The sequence below is a fragment of the Vreelandella venusta genome (genome assembly GCF_007989605.1).
Taxonomy (GTDB): Bacteria; Pseudomonadota; Gammaproteobacteria; order Pseudomonadales; family Halomonadaceae; genus Vreelandella; species Vreelandella venusta.
Genome location: NZ_BJUL01000013.1, coordinates 61,689 through 83,963 on the forward strand (window position 1 = coordinate 61,689; position 22,275 = coordinate 83,963).

Here is a 22,275-nt window from a genome sequence, read left to right on the forward strand (position 1 = left end):
TAAGAATATAAGTTAACGTAAACGTCAACGTTGCCTGTCAAGATAATTGCCAGTAAAGACGATAGCTAGCAAAGACAATTGCCAATAACGCCAACGGCTAATAAAGATAATAGCAAACGCCAAGCTGCCCAACCTGCTCACAGGCTGTTCAGCGACGCATGCTGCGGAGATTCGCCATGAATTTTGAGTTAAGTGAAGACCAGGTCGCCTTTGCCGATATGGCCCGGGCATTCGCCCAGAATGAATTAGAACCTAACGCTGCGCAGTGGGATGCTGAAGCCTTCTTTCCTGTCGATGTTATCCGCAAAGCAGGAGAGCTAGGTTTTTGTTCACTTTACGCGCCAGAACGCGTTGGCGGGCTGGGTCTTTCCCGTCTGGATGCCAGCATTATTTTTGAACAGCTTTCCATGGGCTGTACCTCAACCACTGCCTATCTCACCATTCATAACATGGTGACCTGGATGCTGGCTGACTTCGGCACCTCCGAAGCAGTGGAACAGTGGGGCGAAAAGCTCGCCACCGGCGAGTTACTGGGTTCTTACTGCTTAACTGAACCCAATGCAGGCTCTGATGCAGCCTCGCTTAAAACCACCGCCAAGCGTGATGGCGATGACTACGTGCTCAACGGTAGCAAGATGTTTATCTCTGGCGCCGGTAGCACCGACTTTTTGGTGGTGATGGCGCGTACCGGCGGTGAAGGTCCCAGCGGCGTTTCTGCCTTTGCGGTTGATGCCAAAGCAAGCGGCATTAGTTACGGCCGCAAAGAAGACAAAATGGGTTGGAACAGTCAGCCAACCCGCATGATTACCTTTGAAGATGTGCGTGTTCCCGCCAACCACCTGTTAGGCAACGAAGGCGATGGCTTTAAAATTGCCATGAAGGGCCTGGATGGGGGGCGTATCAACATCGCTACCTGTTCAATCGGCACCGCCCAGCAGGCAATCAACAAAGCCCGTGAATACATGCTGGAGCGTAAGCAGTTTGGTAAGCGTTTGGCAGACTTCCAGGCGCTTCAGTTCCGTATGGCGGATATGGTTACCGAACTTGTCGCGGCTCGTCAGTTAGTGCGTATGGCAGCCACTAAGCTGGATGCTGGTCACCCCGATGCGACTACCTACTGTGCGATGGCTAAGCGCTTTGCGACTGACGTCGGTTTCAAAGTGTGTGATGAAGCGCTGCAGCTCTATGGTGGCAACGGCTACATTAAAGAGTATCCAATGGAGCGCTATGTACGTGACTCCCGTGTACATCGTATTTTGGAAGGAACCAACGAAATCATGCGGCTGATTATTTCCCGCCGCGTGCTCTCTGATGGTGCCTCTGAGCTGTAGCCAACCACCACAAGGACAATGGAATGAGTAGCGTACTGTTTGCTGAACACGCCACCCAAGATGGCCATATTATCGGCGAGATCACCCTTAACGCCGAGCGTTCGCTGAATGCCCTGACGTTAGAAATGATTGAAGAGATCCTGCCGCGCTTGAAAGCGTGGCAAACCGACGAGCGAGTTGTCGCGGTTCTGCTGGACAGCGCCGGTGAAAAAGCGTTTTGCGCAGGGGGCGATGTCGTCAATCTGTATAAAGCGATTAAAGGTGACGGCGAACCAGACTTTCCTGAGCGCTTCTTTGAACACGAGTACCGCCTGGACTACCTGCTTCACACCTATCCCAAACCGGTTATTTGCTGGGGCAGCGGTATTGTAATGGGTGGGGGAATGGGGCTGCTCAGCGGTAGCAGCCACCGAATTGTGACAGAAACCTCTCGGCTGGCGATGCCAGAAGTGACGATTGGTCTTTACCCGGACGTTGGCGCTAGCTGGTTTTTAAACCGCCTGCCGAATGGCACCGGACGCTTTTTAGCCATGACCGGCAGCCAAATTAACGCCCCAGATGCCGTTCATCTCGGCCTTGCCGATCGCGCGATTGCTAGCCATTACCGCGCAGACCTGACGCAAAAACTGATGGATGCCACCTGGGGTGAAGGAAAGCAAACTGATGCCCATGGTGTGGTTAACCGTGTGCTGCGCGAATTTGAACAAGCCTCTCAAGAGGTATTTGCCGAGCTGGAGTCGCCGGTTCAAAAATCCGCCGCATTGATTCGTGAGCTAATGGATCACGATACGGTTGAGCAAACCGTAGATGCCGTGTTGGCGGTTCGCAGTGACGACAAATGGTTCAGCAAAGCGCAGAAAACGCTTTCCCACGGCAGCCCCGTATCAGTGAAGCTGATTGATGAGCAGCTAAAGCGTGCCAAGCACATGTCGTTGGCTGAGGTGTTTCAGTTTGAGCTGGCGCTTTCAGTGCAGTGTTGCCGTCACCAGGAATTCCCCGAAGGCGTACGTGCGCTGTTGGTCGATAAAGACGGTAAGCCTGCCTGGAAATACCCAGATGTCGCGTCTGTCGAACACACCTTTATTGATGAGTTGCTAGCTTCGCCGTGGCAAACGAGCCCTCTGTCGGATCTTCACTAAGCTATTTCTTCAAACCATTTCCCCAACCCAATTCACCGTCAATTTTCGAATAAGGACAATAAAGATGACCACTGTCGCGTTTATCGGTTTAGGCAATATGGGCGGCCCCATGGCGGCCAACTTGGCGAAAGCGGGCTTTAACGTTCGCGCGTTCGACCTTTCTGAACAAGCCTTGGAAACGGCTAAATCCCAAGGCTGTGAAGTAGCAGTCTCTGCAAAAGCAGCGGCCACCGATGCAGACTTTATTATTTCCATGCTCCCCGCAGGCAAGCATGTACGTGGGCTGTATGTGGATGGCGACGAGCCGCTGTTTGATGTCATCAAAAAGAGCGCTCTAGTGATTGACTGCTCGACGATTGATGCGGATACCGCCCGCAGCGTAGCGGCCGCTGGCGCTGAAAAAGGCGTTGGTTTTGTCGACGCGCCGGTATCTGGCGGGGTAGGTGGCGCGCAGGCCGGCACGTTGAGTTTTATTGTGGGCGGTAGCGCGGCACAATTTGAGCAGGCCAAGCCCGTGCTAGAAGTGATGGGTAAGAATATCTTCCACGCTGGCGATCACGGTGCAGGCCAAGTGGCCAAAGTGTGCAACAACATGCTGCTTTCCATCCTGATGGCGGGCACCTGCGAAGCGATCAACATGGGCGTGAAAAATGGCCTGGACCCAGCGGTGCTTTCCGAAATCATGAAACAAAGCTCTGGGGGAAATTGGGCGCTAAACGTTTACAACCCGTACCCCGGTGTGATGGAAAATGCCCCCGCCTCGAAGGGCTATCAAGGCGGCTTCCAGGTAGACCTGATGATTAAAGATCTGGGCCTCGCCATGGATGTTAGCCAGCAAAGCGCCTCACCGGTGCCCATGGGGTCTGCCGCACGTTCGTTATTCACCCTGCATAAAGCCGGCGGCAACGGCAAACTCGATTTCTCCAGCCTGCTGCAGTTTTATCAAGATAAGGAGTGAGAGTAAGGCGTGAATGGAAAATGGTGAGGAGCAAGGGGGGGCGCGTGGTGGCGAGTTTTGCGCGGAACGAGCAACGCTAGGCACCCGTGAGCGGGCGGCATAGCCGCCCCTTGCCACTTGCTTCAAAGGCGGGCACACTCATTTTCTTCACTATTCTCAGATGTATGCCCAGAAAAAGGACTGCCATGATTACGCTTTGGGGCCGCAATAACTCCACGAACGTCAAAAAAGTGCGCTGGGTGCTCGAAGAGCTCGGCTTGGCGTTTGAACAAATTCCGGCAGGAATGCAGCACGGGGTCAACAATACCTCAGCGTACTTGGCCATGAACCCCAATGGGCTAGTGCCGCTACTTAAAGACGACGCGACCGATAGCGTGTTATGGGAATCTAACACCATTATCCGTTACTTGGCCGCGCAGTATGGCCAAGGTAGCTTATGGGTAGATAACCCCGCCAAGCGCGCCCAGGCAGAGAAATGGATGGATTGGGCGAACAATACGCTTTCGCCCAGGCACCGCGTTATTTTGCAGGGGTTCGTAAGAACACCGCCGGAAGAGCGTGATAACGATGCTATTGATGCCGGAATGCTAGCCTGCGAAAGATCATTTGAGCTATTAGATAATGCGTTGGCAAACCAAAGCCAACCCTGGTTTTCCGGCGATGAGTTTGGCCTCGGCGACATTGCCCTAGCGCCGTTTATCTATAACCTTTGGAACATTGGATTAACCTGGCAGCGGCGTCCCAGTCTGGAGCGCTGGTACCAACAGCTTGCAGAGCGCCCAGCCTTTCAGAACGTAGTGATGATCCCTGTAACCTGATCTAGAAAGCGCTCTCCCTGATGACGGGAGAGCGCTTTAGTGGGCGATGACTCAGCCACCAAATGTTCCCTAAAACTTCGCCTCCAATTTGGCCAGTTCGCTATTAAGTTCCTTCAACACCCCACATGGCAAGCCATGGCGCTCGGCGCTATCAATCAACGGTCCTAAAATCGCCCCGCGCTCGGTGGGACGCTTGGCCTCAACGTCCTGCAACATCGAGGCCTTATTGTTAGCGGTGTTCTCTACCACCTGCCACACCAGCGCCAACCACGCGTTTTCACCCTCACCACCATTCGGTGGTGCAATGTTTTCCTGGTTTATAATCGCCGCGACTTCCTTAACCACCGCTTCCACGCGGCCTGCATAAGCGTTACCGCGCAGCTCACCATTGCGCACGCCATTAAGCGCGACCAATGGGTTGATCGCCGCATTCACCGTCAGCTTTTGCCACAAACGCTGGCGTATATCACCGACCGCCGTTGCGACAAAACCTGCCTCACTCAATAGTGCCGCTAACGCCTCCGCCAATCTCGCGTGCTGATTGTCTAAATCACCAATAAACGTAGGCCCGCGCCCCGCGTGAACTACACTATCATCCCCAGTCAGATAAGCACCCTGAGTCGTGGTCGCGCACAGCACCGGCCCCGGCCACGTTTGTGTAATACGTGGCTGTGCCAAAAAACCGTTCTGCCACAGCACGAGTGGGGTCGTGGGCGTAACTCTATCGGCAATGCTTGCAAGTGCCGCCTCGGCGGCCATGGCTTTGGTGGTGATATGTACAAACCCAGGCGCGGGCAGTGGATGAGAAGTCAGTTCCGCAACCGTAACGCTCGCCAGTCGCTTAGTTTGCTCTTCACCTTCAGGGGAGGTTAGGCGCTGTTGTTCAGGTAGCCCACGTCGGCCAATTAAAGTGGTGTCAGTTAAGGGGGAAAGCGAATGCGCCAATAGGCGACCAATGGCCCCGGGGCCAAGTATCCAATGGGAAGTCATCGTTGATTTTTAGCCATTAGCATCAGTGTTGCCGCCAAGCTTACCGTGTTCAGCACTAGGAAATGAAGGTGAAGTGTAATGCTGCAAGCGACACGGTTAATTTTTAATGTTGATACGCATGATTAGCTGCCTTTTCCCATCTTACTAGGCGCTTGTTAGGTGTGCTTGGGTGGTGGTTTGCACTGCTTGTCTAGTTCACTATATTTAATATTTGAAGTGCTTTGCGAGGTAAAAGAGTTAACGTAAGTGCTGGGGTGAATGGCTAATTGCTCGAATCTGATTTGGGCTATCGGCCTTTAATTAGATGCTTGATTTAAGCGTCTTTTCGTAAGGGCGTTGTGCTGGCGATTGACACGCCCTAAGGGAGGGTTCATGCGTAGGTATTACAAAGGAAGCGTTGCTATCGTGATTGGTGCGATGGTAATGGCAAATGCAGCGTGGGCGTGCTCAAGATACTTATGGAATGATAATGAGCGGGGCATTTATGTTGCCCGCACAATGGACTGGCCCGAATCGACAGAGCCGGTGATTACTATTTTTCCCCGTGGCATGGAGCGTGATGGGGGCATGCTGGGTACGCAAGTCGTTGTGGAGGAGAACGCCGCAACATGGACATCCAAGTACGGCAGCATGGTCACCACGGTTTATGGCATCGGCGCCGCCGATGGGTTTAACGAAAAAGGGCTGGCGTTTCACATGCTCTATCTCACGGCCACCGATTTTGGCCCGCGTGATCCGGCTAAACCAGGATTGCAGGCCGGCTTGTGGGGGCAGTATGTGGTCGACAACGCAGCCACTGTCGAAGAAGCTCTCGACATACTCGAAGATGTACAAATTGTCATGACGGAGGCGCGGGGTAGCAAGGCAACCGTACACTTGGCAATTGAAGATGCTAGCGGGGATTCAGCGATCATTGAGTATATCGATGGTGAACCCATGATTCACCACGGTAGAGAATTTAGAATCATGACCAATGATCCACCTTACGATCAACAGTTGGCACTGCTGGAAGAGTTAGATTTTTCAAACCCAAGCAGCGACACACCGCTACCAGGGAACGTCAAGCCGACCGACCGTTTCCAGCGAATCGCCTACTTTTCGTCAATGCTGCCGGAGCCACAAAACGAGCGCGAAGCCGTGGCAAGCGCACTGGCAATTGCCCGAAATGTATCGGTTCCGTTCGGTGCGCCGTATAAGGGATTCGGCATTTATAACACCGAGTACCGCACCGTCATGAACCTCTCGGAGTTGAGGTACTACTTCGAGCTGACGACCAGCCCCAACGTAATATGGGCTGATCTCTCTGAGCAAGACCTAGAAGAAGGCTCGCCGGTGCAAGTGCTCGATCCGAATAATATCGAACTTTCTGGTGACGTAAGCAGCGACTTCACCGTCGCGGAAAGCCCCCCGTATTAAACTAACCCGTAACGCGCCGATGCAGTTGGCCGAGCTAACCTGGTTCACTGCATCGGCTTTTTTCGTATACGTGATAGCAGCGGAAAGGTGTGTCATCAGCCAATAGACTCTAGACGTGGTAGAAAACCGCAATGCGTGGCTAATGACGAGGCTAAGGATTATCTGGGTGTCTGTTTTTACGGCTTTGAGAGGCTCATCGAGTCAAGGTGCCATGTTGGTTCAGCGGTGTTATGCAGCCGGCACGATAATCTATGATATACAGCCTATTTATACTTAATTTATTTTTATTTCAATGAGCTAGGTCGTAAATGAAAGGCGGTATAACCTGAATGAGCGCGCCGCCAGGTTCATTGAGGTTATGTAGCGGGGCGTATAATCACTGTTATGTTGAATAGGGCTTCAAAGCCCACAGGTATTCAGCTAATCTCATCTTCCACGCAATATCTTAGGTATATACATGATTGATCACGTTACAATTCCCGTTAGTGATTTGGAAAGAAGCCGGAAGTTTTATGAAGAAGCTTTTAGTCCACTAGGGTACATAGTTGCATTTGGTGAAAAAGGAAAATTTTGGGCTTTCGACCTCGGTAAGGGCTTCTTATTCGAGATCTGTAGCGCTAAGACTGAGGGTGCTTTAACGAGCTTTCATATAGCCTTTCGTGTGGCGAGTCAGAAAAAGGTTCGAGAGTTTTATGACTCAGCTATTTTAGCAGGAGCGCGAGACAACGGAGCTCCAGGACCGCGACCTCACTATACCGAGAACTATTATGCCTGCTTCGTTCATGATCCAGATGGTCATAATATTGAGGCTGTCTTTGACACATGGAAGTCTTGATGCAGTTGAAAATGCGGTAAAAGTTTAATGTAAAACACGTGCTGAGTTTCAACATAACAAACTGTTCAAGAGGGATTCGCAACGCGTGGCATTTTTACTATGCGTTGATTTTAGTGATTAGGGTGGTGTGCGGTGGCTTCGGTATTGCGTTGCTCACCCCTTAACAGGGCGTTAAGCATCAGTAGGGAGGGTAGCGATAATTGAGTAGCGAACAACGGCTTAAAGTATGGCGAGCTTTATCTGACCTGTTTCTTGACACAGAAATAGATGATGTAACGTTCAGGTATATTGCCCGTACAATTTCAGAGAGCGAATTTTCCTTGCCTGAAGTTGAGAGCATCCTTTGGAACGAGGTCTACCCAGTATTGGAAAGTAACCTACGAAGCGTTGCCGGTGTTTGGGGCGGCTGGCCAGATTCTTGGCTTCTTCAAAACTTGCCTGCTTCAGTTCGCCCCAACGCTATACATGGAGATGCTTCCATCATCAAGGAAATAAAGCGTTGCTGGCAGAAAGTGGTGGAGTTCTATGCAAGCGAAAATGTATAACCAGATCAATCACAGCGACAGCTTCTCCGTTGTGGCTTCACCTACACTACAAAGCTGTGCGTGTTGGCGGCGTTATGCAACCAAGGAGAATTATGAGACAACAGTATCATTTTCGAAGCTCAGATGAAGGGCTGCTATCGTGGGACGTTTTTCGGCTAATTGAACTGGCTAAAAATTTGCCAGTTACCGAAATATCGCTAGCTGACATCAGTGAGTTGGACGAAGAATTTTGGTTTGAGCTAGGTGGTGAAAAACCAACGTGTAGAAATATTATAGAGCATACGAAACTCATCCAAGAAACTGATTTATCATACCCAATTATTCTGTGCCATAAAGGAAGGGTAATGGACGGTATGCATAGAGTGTGTAAAGCAGTTTTACTTGGTCACGATACAGTCCGAGCAGTTAGGTTTCCTCAATATTTAGCTCCCGATTATGTTGGTATTGAAGCTGATGAGTTACCGTATTAGAAAGCTGCATAATAAGGTGGTTAAGGCGGATTCAAAACGATTGGCGGTTTGAATTCAAAATCAGGTTTAGTGGTTAGGATGCAATGGCTTAGATTTGGTGATAGGCGTTGTTCACAACTTGGCGCGATGTTATGTGACAAACGACTATTCAGCTAAGAGGATATATGGGTACAGCTACGAAATTTTTAATATTATATTTAATTCCAGTGATTTCCTTTGCTGGCACTGTTGGTACCTATATATTTGTTTATGGAGAGAGTGTTGACCATCCTCTAATAGATGTTGCCTTGGCGTTAGTTGTATTAGGTTTTCTGTTTTCATCGATTGTCAGAGTTAAGCTAATCTCTCAGTTTTTAAGTAATAATATAAATTACTTGGGTGTTTTTTTTACTGTGGTGGGTTGGCTGTTAGAGCTTGTTCCAGTAAGTGTGTATATGTTATTGCTTGTGCAGTGAGTGCAACCAATAATACACATATAGCAAGGCGCTTAGGCACATTTCCAACGCATGGCATTTTTAGTTTGAGTTGGATTTAGTATTTACGGCACAATGGGTTAAGTTTAGCGGTGGCGTTGTTCGCTATTTAACGCGACGTTAGCAATACTGAGGGTCAGGTATGGCTGTAGGCATTAAGGTTGGGAGCATTACAGATGAAATTGGCACCCCGGACTTTTTTCATGCCTTTTTCAGCACTGTAAGCTTTAACCTCGAAAAGGGATGGGGAAGTCGTTTCCCTCTTCTTCTCACTAACCTCTATCAAGGTGGACTTGAAGCGGCGTTCGCTGAAAATGCTCTAGCCGAGTTAGAGCAGATTAAAGAGGAGTTGTCCGCATTCTCTCCAGAGCAGGTGGTTTGGGATATCGAAGATCTTTCAAAGCAACCGCCGTGGGGTTCTGACATTTCACAGGACATCACGTCATTGGCCAACTATTTTGTGACGTCTACAGGTCATGATCTCATAGAAATTTTATTAGAAGCGCTAGATGAAGCTGCCAAGAGCAAAAGGCCAACTGCTATTGTTCATTGCTAACAAGGTGCTGCTATCGGGCAAATTTCCGCAGAGCGCGGCGCTACGTGTTGTTATAGTTAGGGGAAGCGGATTATGTCAAATAAAAGCCTAAACGACAGGGTGTCCGCTTACAAAGAGGCTTTCGCTAGTGGAGAGATCCAGGAAACGCATCAAAAATTGGTCGGTATCGTTCAAAGCCTTCACACTGAATTTGTAAAAAGATACAAAGAAAAGTTTTCTGTAGCAGGCGTAATGCATGGTTACATAGACTTCACATACTTTTATTTGCAAAATGACTTCCTAAAAAGCCACAAGCTCAAACTCGCCGTTGTGTTTAACCACCAGCAGGTACGCTTCGAACTGTGGCTGCTTGGGCAAACCAAGGATGTCCAAATTCGTTATTGGGAAAAGCTAAAAGGCTTGTCGTGGGTCAATCCTGCAGTAATGCCTGAATATTCAATTTTCGAAGTGACACTTCTAGCTAATCCAGATTTCGACAATATTACAGAGCTGTTTAAATCTGTTCACGGTGCATTTAGCGTATTATCTCAGGAAATATCTGACACGCTGGTAGCATACGAGTAATGGCGAAAAGCTAGGTCAATCACGGCAACAGCGTTTTCGTTGTGGCTTCGCCTTCACTGTAAAGCTACACGTGTTGGCGACGTTATCCGATCAAATCAATGGAGTATGGCTTTGCGGAAAGAGCTTAGAGAAATACTTATTGAAGTATGCGATCGAAAAATCGATCAGAAAGGATCAGAGGTAGGGTTATCGTTTTACGCATTTTTCAAAAACAAAAACGATCAGCCAGAAGTTCTCATGGAGGTGGCACGGTGGTGGATTGAAACTCACGAATTGGATCATTTCGAGAAAGCAGTAAAAATCAGAGATATGGTTAAATCCGGTGCTTAGTCTTGCCATAAAATTACATAACAAACGGCTGCTGTCGTCCCTCTGGGTCTGGGATGGCCTTTCGCTGCTGTGCGGCTACAAGTCCGCTCCAAAGCCGGACGGTATCTGCATTGAAAGTTATCGTTCTATTATCCCTACTTAATCAGTGAACTAGCTTTATACAAGGAAGAAGCTATGAATGAAGTGAATAAGTATATTTTGGATGCTATCAAGGTTCATGTATGGGGTGGGTTTGACACATCTGAAGACATTCAAGAGATGATTGCTGATTTACTTGAAGAAGGAGCTGATGAAGAGATGCTTCGTGAATCCGTAAGCATCGAGTTTAAGAAAAAGCGAGAAGCCGAAAAATCATGGCCTCAAGTTACAGACCTAGATCGATTAGATGGTGTGTTTCAAGCCCTCAATGCTAATGGCATTCTTTGCTTACATAACGCTGGCTATACCATGTCTGACGGGCATGAAGATTCAAATGAAGCATTGAGTGCGTACCCGCAAGGTGAATTCTACGGCTATTGTTTCTATCATGGTCAAGATTTAGAACGAGCTGTTTCTGGTGGTGGGTTGATGCTAGCTTATGACCACGTTAATGGTGACGTGCCTGAAAAAATTGAGGTTGCTGAAACTATCCAGCAAGCGTTAGAGAAGGCGGGATTTACCGTAGAATGGGATGGCACTACAAATCAAAGAATTAATATCCCTAAATTTGATTGGAAGCATCGTGCAAGCAGCATATAACAAGCGCATGCATCGGAACCGCCTAACAATTCGCTCCTGGCCGAGTGCAGAGCCTCAAGCTACTCTGATGGCGAGATGACAGGTAACGCCCAGAGCGAACATTCCGGCTGAAAGTGACCTACAGGTTCAGCAGTGTTATGTGGCAGGCACGGTTATTTATGTTGAGTGGGGAATTCGATGCTCCAGTGCAGTTGGGATAAGGTGGCGAGTGACGTCGACTTTAATCTTGAAATTGACCTAGCGCGATTTCTAGGCATGATCAGCCGAAAAGCCAAAGTGCTCGATTTTGGCTGTGGATACGGACGGATTTCCAACGAACTTACCGAGTGCGGATACATTGACGTTACGGGTGTTGATCCTTCCTTCGCCATGATCGAGCGTGGAAGGAAGGCGTTTCCTGGGGTGCCTCTCCTACATTTGGATGGGATTGATCTTCCGTTCGGCGAAAATGCATTTGATGTTGTCGTCATTTGCGCGGTATTTACGTGCATTCCTTCACTTGATGAGCGAGATAGAGTGTCTGCGGAGATAAACCGCGTGCTGAAGCCTGGCGGTATCGTTCATATGTCGGAGTTCTGTTCCGTAAAAAGTAAGGGCTTTGTTTCCGGTCTCGGCATACCGATGCGCTACAGTAGCCCGGCAGAACTCCGCGACGTATTCGTTGGTTTTTCCTGCCTTCACGAGGAGGTTGTGAGCGCAAGCACTATGCGTGGTGATTCTACGTCCAGTTACCGTGCGTTCGTCCGAAAGCCACTTAACAAAGCAATGCACGCGACAAGTGCATGATTGCAGGCGATATGCGCTAGGATCAAACCTCTCCCGTAAAATAAATTGACTTCAGATATGTCTGAGAAGCCAAAATCGTATTTCGAAGGCGAGGTTGATCGTTTATACACAGAGGAGCTATTTCGGGCTGAGCTGTACGTTCAAGTGAGACGGTCGAAAGCACTCATGGAAAATTACTATTCTGAGAGAATAGAGGTGAATGAGCTCGCAAAAACTGCACTTATGTCTCGCTTTCACTATATACGTACTTTTCAGAGCATGTATGGCTTAACGCCCAGAAGCTATCTGAGAGATTTGCGCATTAAACAAGCCAAGAATCTATTGAGGAGCGGGTTATCAGTTACTGAAGTATGTTTCGCGGTGGGTTATGAGAGCTTGCCTACGTTTTCTTCAGTTTTCAAAAAATGTACTGGATATACGCCGAGAGACTATCAGTGGCTCCACAAGAGCAATCGAGAATAAGTATTCCAACTTGCTTCCAGCTATCGTTGGCATTCCATTAGTTTAGTCGGAGTTCTCATCGCCATGATTAAAATTTTTGTCACAAGCGTCCCAGTTGAAAATCAGGAAAAAGCCCTTGATTTCTATACAAATATCTTAGGGTTTGTTAAGAAAAAAGAAGTACCTTTGGGTGAGCACAAGTGGTTGACCGTTGTATCTCCGCAAGAGCAGTCGGGAGTTGAGTTGCTGCTAGAGCCTATGGCATTTGAGCCTGCAAGAATCTATCAACAATCGCTGAAAGAGGCTGGCATTCCTTGGACGTCTTTCGCTATTGACGATCTTGAAAAAGAGTACGCCAGACTTTCCGGGTTAGGAGTGAAGTTTTCAATTCCTCCCAAGGAAGCTGGGACAGTCAAAATTGCCGTCTTTGATGATACTTGTGGAAACTTTATTCAGCTGGTGCAAGAGCTATAAACCAAAAAGCGGAACGCACATAACAATGCCTTGCAGCCGACCACGCTTTTCGCTCCCCCTTGATCATGCGCTCCAAGCGGTCGGCTTAGTTCAGGTGTTAGTCCTACTATAGGGTTTGAAAACTGAGCAAGATGAAGACTGGTGGACCAATGCTCATTCAAACATTCATCTCGAAAACACCCATGACAACATGGCGTTCCCACAGAACTGCTTGCCCATAGGGTTGGATTCTAAAGTGCAGTGCTACTCAGTCTGGGGTGACGTCAGCAGTTTCCTGCAGGTATCGCCATAGAGGCTTGCTATCTTTTATATCAATGATAACAACGGAATAACGAGACGAACTTGTCTCGGCTTCTTGGTGGGTTTCGCGATAACGTAGGACAACGCTGTCTGCGCTGACGAGTAAGGTTTCATATTGTTCAATGAGGATTGAAAGTGAGGGTCGTGTACCTTTATTGTTGCGAAACAATGCATCCACTTGAGATTTGCCCACTACGTTACCCGATGTTGTCACCATGGTAAAAGATGGACAAAAGCTATTGATAAGTTTCTCTAACGAAGCATCTTGCTCGACGCTTCCTGTGAATGCATCTTGAATCCATACGTGCAGATCTTGAACACTACGATGGGCAACGGCGATTAACTCTTTTTCGGGTAGCATGATGATATATCCTCGTTTGGCTTACGATTAAGTTGTTTTATGATGAGTAAAGGAGTGACGCCAATAAAAGCAGCGAGCAGGAATGTCAGTTGATACGCCGACATATCATTGGCGTAGTGCTGCAGTACATTGAACAGAAGAGTGAAAAAAGCGGCGCCAAGGCTAAAAGACATCTGACGGTTGAGGTTCCAAACTGCGCTGGCCTTGATTAATGTTGCTTCGTCAAAATCCATCATCGCGGTAGTTTGTGCCGTATTGGCGCTCACACCGCCTCCTAAGCCCATCAATAAATACGCAATAATAAGTAACGGAATGTTGGAATGGTGGCCAACAAAAAATAGCACAGCAATACCGGCAGAATGTGCCAACATACCAAACAAAAATAGTGAGCGAGCGCCAATGCGATTATAGAGTCTACCACCTACGGTAATCGCAACTAATGAGCCAGCCCCGTAAAGCACCATCAACATCCCCGTTTTTTGAGCAGACCAGCCTAATACCTCTTGAAGAAAGAAGATATTCAGTAAGTTTACTCCTGTGAAGACGCCCGGCACCGCTAAATACACCAATACAGAAAAACGCATATGCGTATTTTTAAATACACTCAAATCAAGAATGGCATGCGTGGTTTTACGATAATGGTGTAAGTAGAGAACGCTGAACCCCAATCCTACGATGAGAAATAATATTGGCAATAGTTTCGAACTCGCATTTGCATAAATAGAAAGTCCGATGAGTAATGTTGCGAGTGAAGTACTAACAAATAGAAGTCCTTTCATATCTGGTGGTAGCGCTTTTTTGGTTTCAGAGCGAATCCAATAAGCAGACAATATAGCGGCCAATAAACTAAAGGGAATGTTGCTGAGAAAGACCCAGCGCCAAGATGAATAATCAACAATGATACCGCCGATACTGGGTGAAATAGTCGGAGCAATTAATGCAATACTCATAATGAGTGTTGATATTTTGGTTCTTTCTTTGTTTTTAAATAAATTAAAAGCCAGCGCCTGACCTACTGGTATCAGTAAACCTCCTCCGACGCCTTGAAGGAAGCGAAAAAAGACGAGCGAGTAAAATTCATTCGTCATACCTGAACACAGTGCGCCGAGCGAGAATACTAGCATCGACATGGTCATCGTTTGTCTCGCACCAAACTTGCTCGCTAACCAATTACTAATCGGAATAATCAGCGTTAATCCTAAAATGTAGCTATTGGCAATCCAAGTCACGCTCGACTCTGAAATTGATAACTCTTGAGCAATATCCGGAAGGGCAATCGCTGACATAAAAATATTAATACAATCAATAAAAAATCCGAGCAAGAAAATAAGCGCGATACGATAACGATAAGCCATTGGTGATCCTGGTGTAAATCTAATTACGAGAATTTTAAAGCATTTGACTTGGGACTGTTAGCTGTTTAAAATAAACGCTTAGTTAAATCAGGGTAAACGATGATGTTTAATGAGATTAAACGTATTCATACGTTTATTACTGTGGTGGATAGTGGCTCTTTTACTAAGGCAGCCAATCAATTGTTTATTAGTAAAGCCATGGTTAGTATCCATATAAAATCGTTGGAAGACTCGCTCAATGTACCATTGCTTATTCGTAACTCACGCGGATTCATTATGACCGAGGCGGGAGAGTTACTTTATAACGATTTTAAAAATATCTTCTCTGATATTCACTCATCATTAGACAATGTTGTTGAAAAGCATCACTCCTTAACCGGACACTTAAGGGTCTCGTCCACCGTCGAATTTGGCGAAGCATTTCTTATTCCGCTGATTGGTGAGTTTTGTCATGTTCATCCAGAGCTAAATATCAGTTTTCATGCTGACTCATCACTCAATAAATTATTGAATGAGAAAATTGATCTTGCCGTAAGACTAGGAACGCTCGATGATTCAGCCCTAAAGAGTCGTAAGCTTGGCAGCTTCTCTACTATGATAGTGTGCTCCGCCAATTGGTTAGCACAAAACCCTTTATCCTCATTAGAAGATTTAAAAACAGCGCCGTGGATCGCTAACAGTAATCTCAAAACGCCCAACCAATGGACGCTACACAGTGGTGATAAACAGACCTTTCAACTAAAGTTTTCAGCAAAATTTAGCGCCAACTCCTCCATCGCAATCAGGTCCATGGTTCAATCTGATTTAGGTGTTGCGATTCTTCCTGAATGGGTTATTAAAGAGCAGCTACAAAGCGGAGAGTTCGTCGAACTATTTCCAGATTGGCGTTTACCTAAGCAAGACATCAGTATGGTTTTTACTGGCGATCATCGTGTTCGACGCCATTGCCGCTTATTAATTGACTATCTAGTAGAGAATACCCATTTTTAGACGCTAAAAAGAACCCATATTGGTGTAAGGAAAAACTCTACCTACTTGGAGTTGCCGCCAAAAGTTTTACGCCAGTCGCGTGGGCTGACTTGATGATGTTGCCTAAAATGTTGACGGAAAGACGTTGCTGTATGAAAGCCAACTTGTTCCGCAATCGCTTCCACCGACAGGGAGGTGGTTTCCAGCAGCTCGCGCCCGCGCCGTAGGCGCTCATTGACAAGCCACTCCACCACCGTCATTCCGGTTGCTTTTTGAAAGTGGCGCGTGAAGGTGCGTCTGCTCATGGAGGTTCGAGCCGCTAGCTCATCGATGCGATGCGAGCCGACTAGGTTTTCTCTCAAATAATCCAATAAGCGATTGATATGGGCGTCTTGAGTGGAAATGGCAACGGGGTGCTCAATGAACTGCGCTTGCCCACCTTCGCGGTGCGGGGGAACCACCATAATACGGGCAATCTTGTTGGCAATCGTTGCGCCGTAATACTCGCGCACCAGAAATAAGCAGCAATCTAGGCCTGCCGCCGTGCCTGCGGACGTGACTAAACGATCCTCTTCCACATAAAGCGCATTGGTGTCCAGCTTGACCCTTGGGAATCGGTCACTAAAGTCCTGCTCGGCGACCCAGTGAGTTGATGCCCGCCTGCCGTCGAGCAGTCCAGCGTACGCCAGTGCATACGTGCCGTAACAAAGACCCACCACATGAGCGCCCCGTTCATGGCAGCGGACAAGCGCCTCGGCCAGCTCAGGCGGTGGCGGTTCATCCAGGTCATGCCAGCCAGGGACTACGGCTATATCCACGTTATCCAAGAGCGTTAAGCCGCCGTTGGGCTTTATTGTCATCACTTCATCACTCTCTGGCGAATCTTCCCAAGCTGCAACGATGGACAGATCGAAGAGTGAGCGATCAGGAAAGGCCATGCCGAATACCGTATAGGGCACCGAGAAATGGAAAGGTGTGATACGGGGATGGAGAATTAAACCTACGCGGGGTAAGGACATGGGTAATTCCTTAGCTGTTCTTAACTTAACCTTACCATGGTGGCCCAAAACTTTCGAACACTGACTTTCAGGCCAATTTTTTTGACGGTTGTCTCTCTCTACACTGTTGTCTACCAATCCAGCAGCGTATTGAAGGAAGTCATTAGATGCCTATCAAAACCTTATCCAGTTCTCCTGTCCTCACAACAGGGCTCATTACCGGTAACGCCTTGGCGGATTCAAACGCTCAGGGGGCGACGCAAAAGCTGCAGCAGATTCGCAATGCAACAGTGAAGGTTAGCTATGGGGACACCACCTTTTTGGTGGACCCGATGCTGGCTGAGCAGGGCACTTATCCTGGCTTTGAAAATACCTACCGTAGCGAGTTACGCAACCCGCTGGTGGGGCTGCCTATGCCCGTTGAGGAGATAATCGATGGTGTCGATGCCATTATCGTTACTCACACACACCTCGATCACTGGGACGATGCTGCCCAGCAGCTGTTGCCCAAAGACCTGCCGCTATTTACACAGAATGCCACCGATGCTGAGCTGATACGCTCTCAGGGATTCAATGATGTGCGCATTTTGGACGGTAAAGTTGAATTTGGAGGAGTGACACTGCATAAAACGGGCGGCCAACATGGCTCTGACACCCTCTATGCAGTTCCTGAACTGGCACAATTGCTCGGTGAGGTGATGGGCGTGGTTTTCGAAGCCCCTGAGCATAAAACCACCTACCTGGTGGGCGACACCATCTGGCGCGATGAAGTTGAACAGACGCTGGCGCGTTATAACCCCGAGGTGATTGTCGTGAATGCTGGCGCCGCAGAGATCACAGGCTTCTCAGGTGACCCAATCATCATGGGGAAGCAAGATACGCTGCGTATGCATCAGGCAGCCCCTAATGCGGCGATCATCGCGGTGCATATGGGCGCGGTGAACCATATGACATTAAGCCGTGACGAGCTGTCTGATTATGTGCAAGAAGTTGGGATCCAGGATCACGTCTCTATCCCCGCTGATGGCCAAGTCATCGCCTTTTAATATCAGGGGTCGCCTTTGATGGCGGCCTGTTTCTGTGTATTAATGTCTTAACGCTGGCTTGCTGCCTTCATTGCCTAAGCACCCCCACACCATGCAGCCCATCCCTTAAATGAAAAATTTCAACATCAAAGTAGTAACCCCAGAAGATTGGGCGCTGTATAAGTCCGTTAGGCTGGAATCACTCAAGGATTCCCCTGACTCATTTGGCGCTACTTACGAGCAGGAATCTACATTGTCGGATGCTGATTGGCTGGCGCGTTTAGATCTTAGTGCGCGGGGGCTTGTGGCTTTTCCGTTAGTGGCCGAGCAGGGTGGCCGGGCGATGGGGCTTGCTTGGGGAGTGATACATGCACCAGAGGTGGAAACCGCTCACATCTATCAAATGTGGGTTTCGCCTGCGGCAAGAGGGCAAGGCATTGCCAAGGCGCTTCTGGGTAAAATTAAAACCTGGGCGATAGATAAAGAGTGTGAGCGTATCGCGCTTGACGTTACAACCAGTAATGAGGCGGCAGCTGGTTTGTATCGGTCGTCTGGATTTATGGCAATGGGGCAGCCAGTGCCGCTCAGGAGGGACTCTTCTCTTATGATGCAGGCTATGCTGATGGCGTTACGCGGCGTTGGTTAAGTAACTGCTTAAGCCTATTTCGGACGCAAACTATGCGCCCGAAATAGGCTTGTTACTAATCAGCTTGGTGGGCTCTTAGCTCACTACGGCGGCGCTATCGCCAACCTGCTGCTTAACTTTCTCGACGATATACGCCCCAATGGGAATGGCAGACGTCGCCGCAGGCGAGGGTGCGTTACACACGTTGACAGTACGCGGCGTGTTGACGAACAGGAAGTCATCGACCAGCTTGCCATCGTTGGACACCGCTTGGGCGCGCACGCCAGCCGGGTAAGGCTCAAGATCAGCAAGCGTTAAGCTTGGGCAGTACTTACGCACTTGCTGCAGGTAGCCTTTTTTATAGATTGAGTTCTTAAACTCGGAAAGCCCAGGACGCAGGTTGTCTTTCAGCACCTGGCGGATGCCGCGGTGGCGCAGCATGGCTAGCGTGTCGGATAGCGACACATCGGTTTTTCGATAGCCTTCACGTTTCCAGGCTAGCACCGCGTTGGGGCCGACCGTCACGCTGCCGTCAATCATGCGTGTCAGGTGAACACCAAGAAACGGCATCGAAGGGTCTGGAATCGGGTAGATCAGGTGATTAACAATTTGATTGTGCTGTGCAGGCAGTCGGAAGTACTCGCCGCGGAACGGGCAGATCGTGAAGTCTGGCTCGATACCCAGCATACGTACCACGCGGTCTGCCATCAGGCCAGAGCAGGACACCATGTAGCGGGTAGAGAAATCCCCCTGGCTGGTAGATACTACCACCTCATTGGGGCGCTCGCTTAAGCCGGTGACTGACGTGGTGTAACGGATTTCACCGCCAGCGGCTTCAAATTCGCGGCCCATGGCGGCAGCCACTTCAGCGTAATTGACGATACCGCTGGAAGGAACAAAGATACCACCGACGCCGGTGATGTTAGGCTCACGTTCTTGCAGTTCTTCTGCCGTCAGCCAATACCGTTCCAAGCCATTAGCCTCTGTACGCTCCCACAGTGCTTTCATACGCTGGAGTTCGAGGTCATTCGTGGCGACTAGCAGCTTGCCGCATTCGTCGTAGGCAATGCTATGTTCGTCACAAAACGCCTTGGTGGCGAGGTTACCCTCTAAACAAAAACGCGCCTTTAAACTGCCTGGCGTGTAGTAAACTCCAGCATGAATCACGCCACTGTTGTGGCCTGTTTGATGGCGGGCAGGGCCATCCTCTTTCTCAACCAGCAGCATCTTCTTGTCAGGATAGGCGCGGATCAGCTGCATGGCAGTCGACAGCCCAAGAATGCCGCCCCCGATAATAATGTAGTCGTACATAGGCGTCTCGGTAGCCAAGGGAAAATGGCCACCGTCATGGCGGTGGCCAGCTTATTCTAAATGATTATACCTGACGCGGCTGACGTAGTGTTTTGGCATGGGTGAAATAGCCACGCTGACGCATCAACTCACGACGCAGGTCAGGGTGCGGGGTGAAGCGATCGCGCCCATGCAGCCAGAAGTGATTGTTAATCAAAAGGAAGCTGCCAGTAGCGACCGGAACCGATAGCTGATGTTGGCTACCTTCCAGCGAATCAGACAGATCAGCTAGCCAATTGCCTTCTTCAAAGTCCTTCGGCTGAACGAACTGGTCAATGTAGGCCATGATCGGGCGACCCTCGGTGTCCACATCGAACACGGGGTGGTAGATATCGCGATCAACATTCTTGCTCGGTGGCGCGGTCCAGCGCATGTTACGACGCGCCAGTGGGTGAGAATAGAAACTGTCTAACCCTTCCCAGTCATCAAGGTGCAACAGTAACGAGTTGCCGCCTTGCATGTTCTGTTCGTCAACTTTCATCATCAACACGTAATCGGTGTCCTGCTCCACGAACGTACCGTCGTTATGCAGCTCCATCACGCGGTGTGGCTGACGTAGGTAACTGTCTGAGTTATCGACGTTCTTGACCACAAAACGCGCATAGTACTGGCCACTCATAGCGTCGTAGTTAGAGCGCCCCATCAGGTGAGCCACCGCCGTGGCGAATATCACCATATCATCAGCTTGCTCAACCTGATCCAGCCCCTCCGGTGTCACCAGAAATGCCCCGGTATCCCGATCCACCATGGTCTCAATCAACACCGGCTGAAGGGTGTTCTTGCACAGGTCATCAAGAATCTTGGCCACTCGAAAACGCAGGAAAGACTTATATTCCAGTGCCTGAACCGGCCATTCCGACACGGCGTCAAGAAACGCTTTCACTGTTTCCTTAGGGAAGCTCAGTTGCAGTAAACGGTCCGACTGCGGTGAGCGGCCAAGGGTGAAACCATGATGCTGCTGTGCGGGGATAGTGGCTGGAGCGTTCATTGGACGCCTCTCTTTAGCAAAAGGGTGAAAAAGAACTGAATCAAACAGAGAACCTACGCTTAAAAAATATCTACATTTTTATATTTCGTCAACGTTTTGTGTTTATTTAGTTAAAAATAGTGCGAGAACGACCATCAGGGGCGCTCATATCGTCAAAGTAATGAGGGGCTCAGGGGGACTAATGGGGGACTCCAGCCTATTGCGGCTTATGCTAACTTAGTCGTTATCACGTCTAAGGTGCTGTCCCATGTCTATCGAAATTTGGTTTGCCTTTGCGCTTGCATCCGTGGCCTTGCTCGCTATTCCTGGGCCGACGATTTTGACGGTTGTCAGCTACTCCATCGCCCAAGGTCGACGCGCTAATATTCCACTTGTCGCCGCGGTTGCCCTGGGCGATTCCACGGCGCTGGTTTTTTCGCTACTTGGCTTGGGAGCTGTTTTGGCCGCTTCGGCGTTTTGGTTCACCGTTATCAAATGGATGGGCGGTTTATATCTGCTCTATATGGGGATAAAGCTGTTGCGTGCCGGGATATCGTCGGTTCAGCCGGTAACACCTGCGGTATCAGGGTCGCGTTGGAAGCTGTTCACTAATACCTATTTGGTAACGGCACTGAACCCCAAGGGCATCATCTTCTTCGTCGCCTTTTTGCCGCAATTTGTTAGCCCTGGTGCTAATGCGGGGCAGCAGTTGTGGATTTTGGCGGTCACCTTTGTGGCGTTAGCAACACTCAATGCCACGCTTTACGCGCTGTTTGCCTCATCCGTGCGCAAAATGCTTGCCTCACGCCGCGCCCAGCGCCGTTTCAATATTGTGGGCGGAACGCTACTTTCTTCAGCGGGCGTGTGGGCACTGCTGGCCAAACGACCTGCGTAATAAGTGGCCTGTGTAATAGGCGGTTGGTGATTTTAGAAAGTGTTAGCACGTTCACTCAATGATAAAGCGTGCCGCCTAATACCTGTTCGATGTCAATGGAGAAAGTAATGTTTCTGCTCGACCATGTGTCTATAACAGTTAGAAATCTTGATCACTGTAGATCTTTTTACGGTGCAATTATGGAGGCGCTAGGTGCCGATAAAATTTATGACAACGAGGATGCCATTGGTTTTGGAACCCGCTGTAGTGCGACCGATGCAAGCCATACCTACCTGACGATACTTTCGTCTTCGAGCGCGAATAAAGACCCGCGCCGCCACTGGTGTTTCAAGGCAATGAGCCGTGAAGCTGTTTGTGCCTTTCACGTGGCTGGCTTGGCACACGGTGGCAAGGATGATGGTGCCCCAGGGCTTCGCACCCACTACCATGAGAGCTATTTCGGTGCATTCTTGCTGGATCCTGAAGGTAATCGCGTGGAGGCTGTTTGTCATCGAGCAGAAAAACCGTCGAACAAGCTCGGTTTTTGTTTTAAAGCTATGTAGATTGCTAAGGGGGTAAGTGTGGTC

27 protein-coding genes are annotated in these 22,275 nt (G+C 49.1%); 21 read left to right on the top strand and 6 right to left on the bottom strand.

Going from position 1 to position 22,275, the window contains the following annotated elements; genetic code table 11:
- Window positions 1-176: 176 nt before the first annotated feature.
- The 4 genes from HVE01_RS14555 (at window position 177) to HVE01_RS14570 (ending at window position 4,246) form a co-directional block, all read left to right on the top strand.
- Entirely contained in the window at window positions 177-1,331 is a 1,155-nt protein-coding gene (locus tag HVE01_RS14555; RefSeq protein ID WP_089037880.1) for an acyl-CoA dehydrogenase family protein, read from the top strand.
- Window positions 1,332-1,354: 23 nt separating this feature from the next.
- Entirely contained in the window at window positions 1,355-2,470 is a 1,116-nt protein-coding gene (locus tag HVE01_RS14560; protein ID WP_146944879.1) for an enoyl-CoA hydratase/isomerase family protein, read from the top strand.
- Between the two features lie 49 nt (window positions 2,471-2,519).
- On the top strand, window positions 2,520-3,428 hold the full coding sequence (mmsB, locus tag HVE01_RS14565; protein WP_280529891.1) for a 3-hydroxyisobutyrate dehydrogenase: 909 nt from the start codon (window positions 2,520-2,522) through the stop codon (window positions 3,426-3,428).
- A 185-nt stretch (window positions 3,429-3,613) separates the two neighbouring features.
- Window positions 3,614-4,246: a glutathione S-transferase family protein gene (locus HVE01_RS14570; protein WP_125748799.1), complete on the top strand. Its 633-nt coding sequence runs from the start codon at window positions 3,614-3,616 to the stop codon at window positions 4,244-4,246.
- Between the two features lie 69 nt (window positions 4,247-4,315).
- On the opposite strand, the gene HVE01_RS14575 is transcribed toward HVE01_RS14570, so the two are convergent.
- Window positions 4,316-5,236 carry a ketopantoate reductase family protein gene (locus HVE01_RS14575; RefSeq protein WP_146944881.1) on the bottom strand — a complete coding sequence of 307 codons (921 nt, stop codon included), beginning with the start codon at window positions 5,234-5,236 and terminating at the stop codon, window positions 4,316-4,318.
- A 372-nt stretch (window positions 5,237-5,608) separates the two neighbouring features.
- On the opposite strand from HVE01_RS14575, the gene HVE01_RS14580 reads away from it, so the two are divergent.
- The 12 genes from HVE01_RS14580 to HVE01_RS14640 all read left to right on the top strand — a co-directional run bounded on the left by HVE01_RS14580 (window position 5,609) and on the right by HVE01_RS14640 (window position 12,864).
- The gene (locus tag HVE01_RS14580; protein ID WP_146944882.1) at window positions 5,609-6,652 is read left to right on the top strand and encodes a linear amide C-N hydrolase; all 1,044 of its coding nucleotides are present in this window, start codon (window positions 5,609-5,611) and stop codon (window positions 6,650-6,652) included.
- Between the two features lie 457 nt (window positions 6,653-7,109).
- Window positions 7,110-7,487, top strand: a complete 378-nt coding sequence (locus HVE01_RS14585) for a VOC family protein (protein ID WP_125748790.1) — start codon at window positions 7,110-7,112, stop codon at window positions 7,485-7,487.
- A gap of 200 nt (window positions 7,488-7,687) precedes the next feature.
- Complete coding sequence (locus tag HVE01_RS14595; protein WP_146944883.1) at window positions 7,688-8,032, top strand: DUF7079 family protein; 345 nt, start codon at window positions 7,688-7,690, stop codon at window positions 8,030-8,032.
- 92 nt (window positions 8,033-8,124) lie between these two features.
- Complete coding sequence (locus HVE01_RS14600; protein WP_125748784.1) at window positions 8,125-8,502, top strand: hypothetical protein; 378 nt, start codon at window positions 8,125-8,127, stop codon at window positions 8,500-8,502.
- A 164-nt stretch (window positions 8,503-8,666) separates the two neighbouring features.
- On the top strand, window positions 8,667-8,957 hold the full coding sequence (locus HVE01_RS14605) for a hypothetical protein (RefSeq protein WP_146944884.1): 291 nt from the start codon (window positions 8,667-8,669) through the stop codon (window positions 8,955-8,957).
- A 160-nt stretch (window positions 8,958-9,117) separates the two neighbouring features.
- On the top strand, window positions 9,118-9,531 hold the full coding sequence (locus HVE01_RS14610) for an immunity 70 family protein (protein WP_125748780.1): 414 nt from the start codon (window positions 9,118-9,120) through the stop codon (window positions 9,529-9,531).
- A gap of 72 nt (window positions 9,532-9,603) precedes the next feature.
- On the top strand, window positions 9,604-10,095 hold the full coding sequence (locus tag HVE01_RS14615; RefSeq protein WP_125748779.1) for a DUF7000 family protein: 492 nt from the start codon (window positions 9,604-9,606) through the stop codon (window positions 10,093-10,095).
- A 105-nt stretch (window positions 10,096-10,200) separates the two neighbouring features.
- A complete protein-coding gene (locus HVE01_RS20060; protein ID WP_307725261.1) occupies window positions 10,201-10,425 on the top strand; it encodes a DUF6500 family protein in 225 nt (74 codons plus the stop codon).
- A gap of 174 nt (window positions 10,426-10,599) precedes the next feature.
- Window positions 10,600-11,163, top strand: a complete 564-nt coding sequence (locus HVE01_RS14625; protein ID WP_146944885.1) for a DUF6891 domain-containing protein — start codon at window positions 10,600-10,602, stop codon at window positions 11,161-11,163.
- 177 nt (window positions 11,164-11,340) lie between these two features.
- A complete protein-coding gene (locus tag HVE01_RS14630) occupies window positions 11,341-11,949 on the top strand; it encodes a class I SAM-dependent methyltransferase (RefSeq protein WP_146944886.1) in 609 nt (202 codons plus the stop codon).
- 165 nt (window positions 11,950-12,114) lie between these two features.
- Entirely contained in the window at window positions 12,115-12,411 is a 297-nt protein-coding gene (locus HVE01_RS20175; RefSeq protein ID WP_422822491.1) for a helix-turn-helix domain-containing protein, read from the top strand.
- Between the two features lie 63 nt (window positions 12,412-12,474).
- Window positions 12,475-12,864, top strand: a complete 390-nt coding sequence (locus HVE01_RS14640) for a VOC family protein (protein WP_125748768.1) — start codon at window positions 12,475-12,477, stop codon at window positions 12,862-12,864.
- A gap of 247 nt (window positions 12,865-13,111) precedes the next feature.
- Here the strand turns inward: HVE01_RS14640 and HVE01_RS14645 are convergent, their stop codons facing one another.
- On the bottom strand, window positions 13,112-13,525 hold the full coding sequence (locus HVE01_RS14645) for a hypothetical protein (protein WP_146944888.1): 414 nt from the start codon (window positions 13,523-13,525) through the stop codon (window positions 13,112-13,114).
- Window positions 13,504-14,880 (bottom strand): MFS transporter, encoded by a 1,377-nt coding sequence (locus tag HVE01_RS14650; RefSeq protein ID WP_146944889.1) that lies wholly within the window; start codon window positions 14,878-14,880, stop codon window positions 13,504-13,506. The genes HVE01_RS14645 and HVE01_RS14650 overlap by 22 nt, the downstream gene beginning before the upstream one ends.
- Window positions 14,881-14,979: 99 nt before the next feature.
- On the opposite strand from HVE01_RS14650, the gene HVE01_RS14655 reads away from it, so the two are divergent.
- Entirely contained in the window at window positions 14,980-15,870 is an 891-nt protein-coding gene (locus HVE01_RS14655) for a LysR family transcriptional regulator (RefSeq protein WP_146944890.1), read from the top strand.
- 41 nt (window positions 15,871-15,911) lie between these two features.
- Here HVE01_RS14655 and HVE01_RS14660 read toward each other — a convergent pair whose 3' ends face one another.
- Window positions 15,912-16,868, bottom strand: a complete 957-nt coding sequence (locus tag HVE01_RS14660) for a GlxA family transcriptional regulator (RefSeq protein WP_146944891.1) — start codon at window positions 16,866-16,868, stop codon at window positions 15,912-15,914.
- A gap of 146 nt (window positions 16,869-17,014) precedes the next feature.
- On the opposite strand from HVE01_RS14660, the gene HVE01_RS14665 reads away from it, so the two are divergent.
- Both HVE01_RS14665 and HVE01_RS14670 read left to right on the top strand, forming a co-directional pair.
- Window positions 17,015-17,893 (top strand): MBL fold metallo-hydrolase, encoded by an 879-nt coding sequence (locus HVE01_RS14665; protein WP_146944892.1) that lies wholly within the window; start codon window positions 17,015-17,017, stop codon window positions 17,891-17,893.
- A gap of 109 nt (window positions 17,894-18,002) precedes the next feature.
- Window positions 18,003-18,518, top strand: coding sequence for a GNAT family N-acetyltransferase (locus HVE01_RS14670; RefSeq protein WP_146944893.1), 516 nt, complete (start codon window positions 18,003-18,005; stop codon window positions 18,516-18,518).
- Window positions 18,519-18,593: 75 nt separating this feature from the next.
- On the opposite strand, the gene lhgO is transcribed toward HVE01_RS14670, so the two are convergent.
- Together lhgO and glaH are read right to left on the bottom strand one after the other, a co-directional pair.
- A complete protein-coding gene (gene lhgO, locus HVE01_RS14675) occupies window positions 18,594-19,808 on the bottom strand; it encodes an L-2-hydroxyglutarate oxidase (protein ID WP_146944894.1) in 1,215 nt (404 codons plus the stop codon).
- 64 nt (window positions 19,809-19,872) lie between these two features.
- The gene (glaH, locus tag HVE01_RS14680; protein ID WP_125748740.1) at window positions 19,873-20,835 is read right to left on the bottom strand and encodes a glutarate dioxygenase GlaH; all 963 of its coding nucleotides are present in this window, start codon (window positions 20,833-20,835) and stop codon (window positions 19,873-19,875) included.
- Window positions 20,836-21,082: 247 nt separating this feature from the next.
- On the opposite strand from glaH, the gene HVE01_RS14685 reads away from it, so the two are divergent.
- Both HVE01_RS14685 and HVE01_RS20065 read left to right on the top strand, forming a co-directional pair.
- Window positions 21,083-21,709 (top strand): LysE family translocator, encoded by a 627-nt coding sequence (locus HVE01_RS14685; RefSeq protein ID WP_146944895.1) that lies wholly within the window; start codon window positions 21,083-21,085, stop codon window positions 21,707-21,709.
- A 107-nt stretch (window positions 21,710-21,816) separates the two neighbouring features.
- Window positions 21,817-22,251: a VOC family protein gene (locus tag HVE01_RS20065; protein WP_146944896.1), complete on the top strand. Its 435-nt coding sequence runs from the start codon at window positions 21,817-21,819 to the stop codon at window positions 22,249-22,251.
- Window positions 22,252-22,275 lie beyond the last annotated feature (24 nt).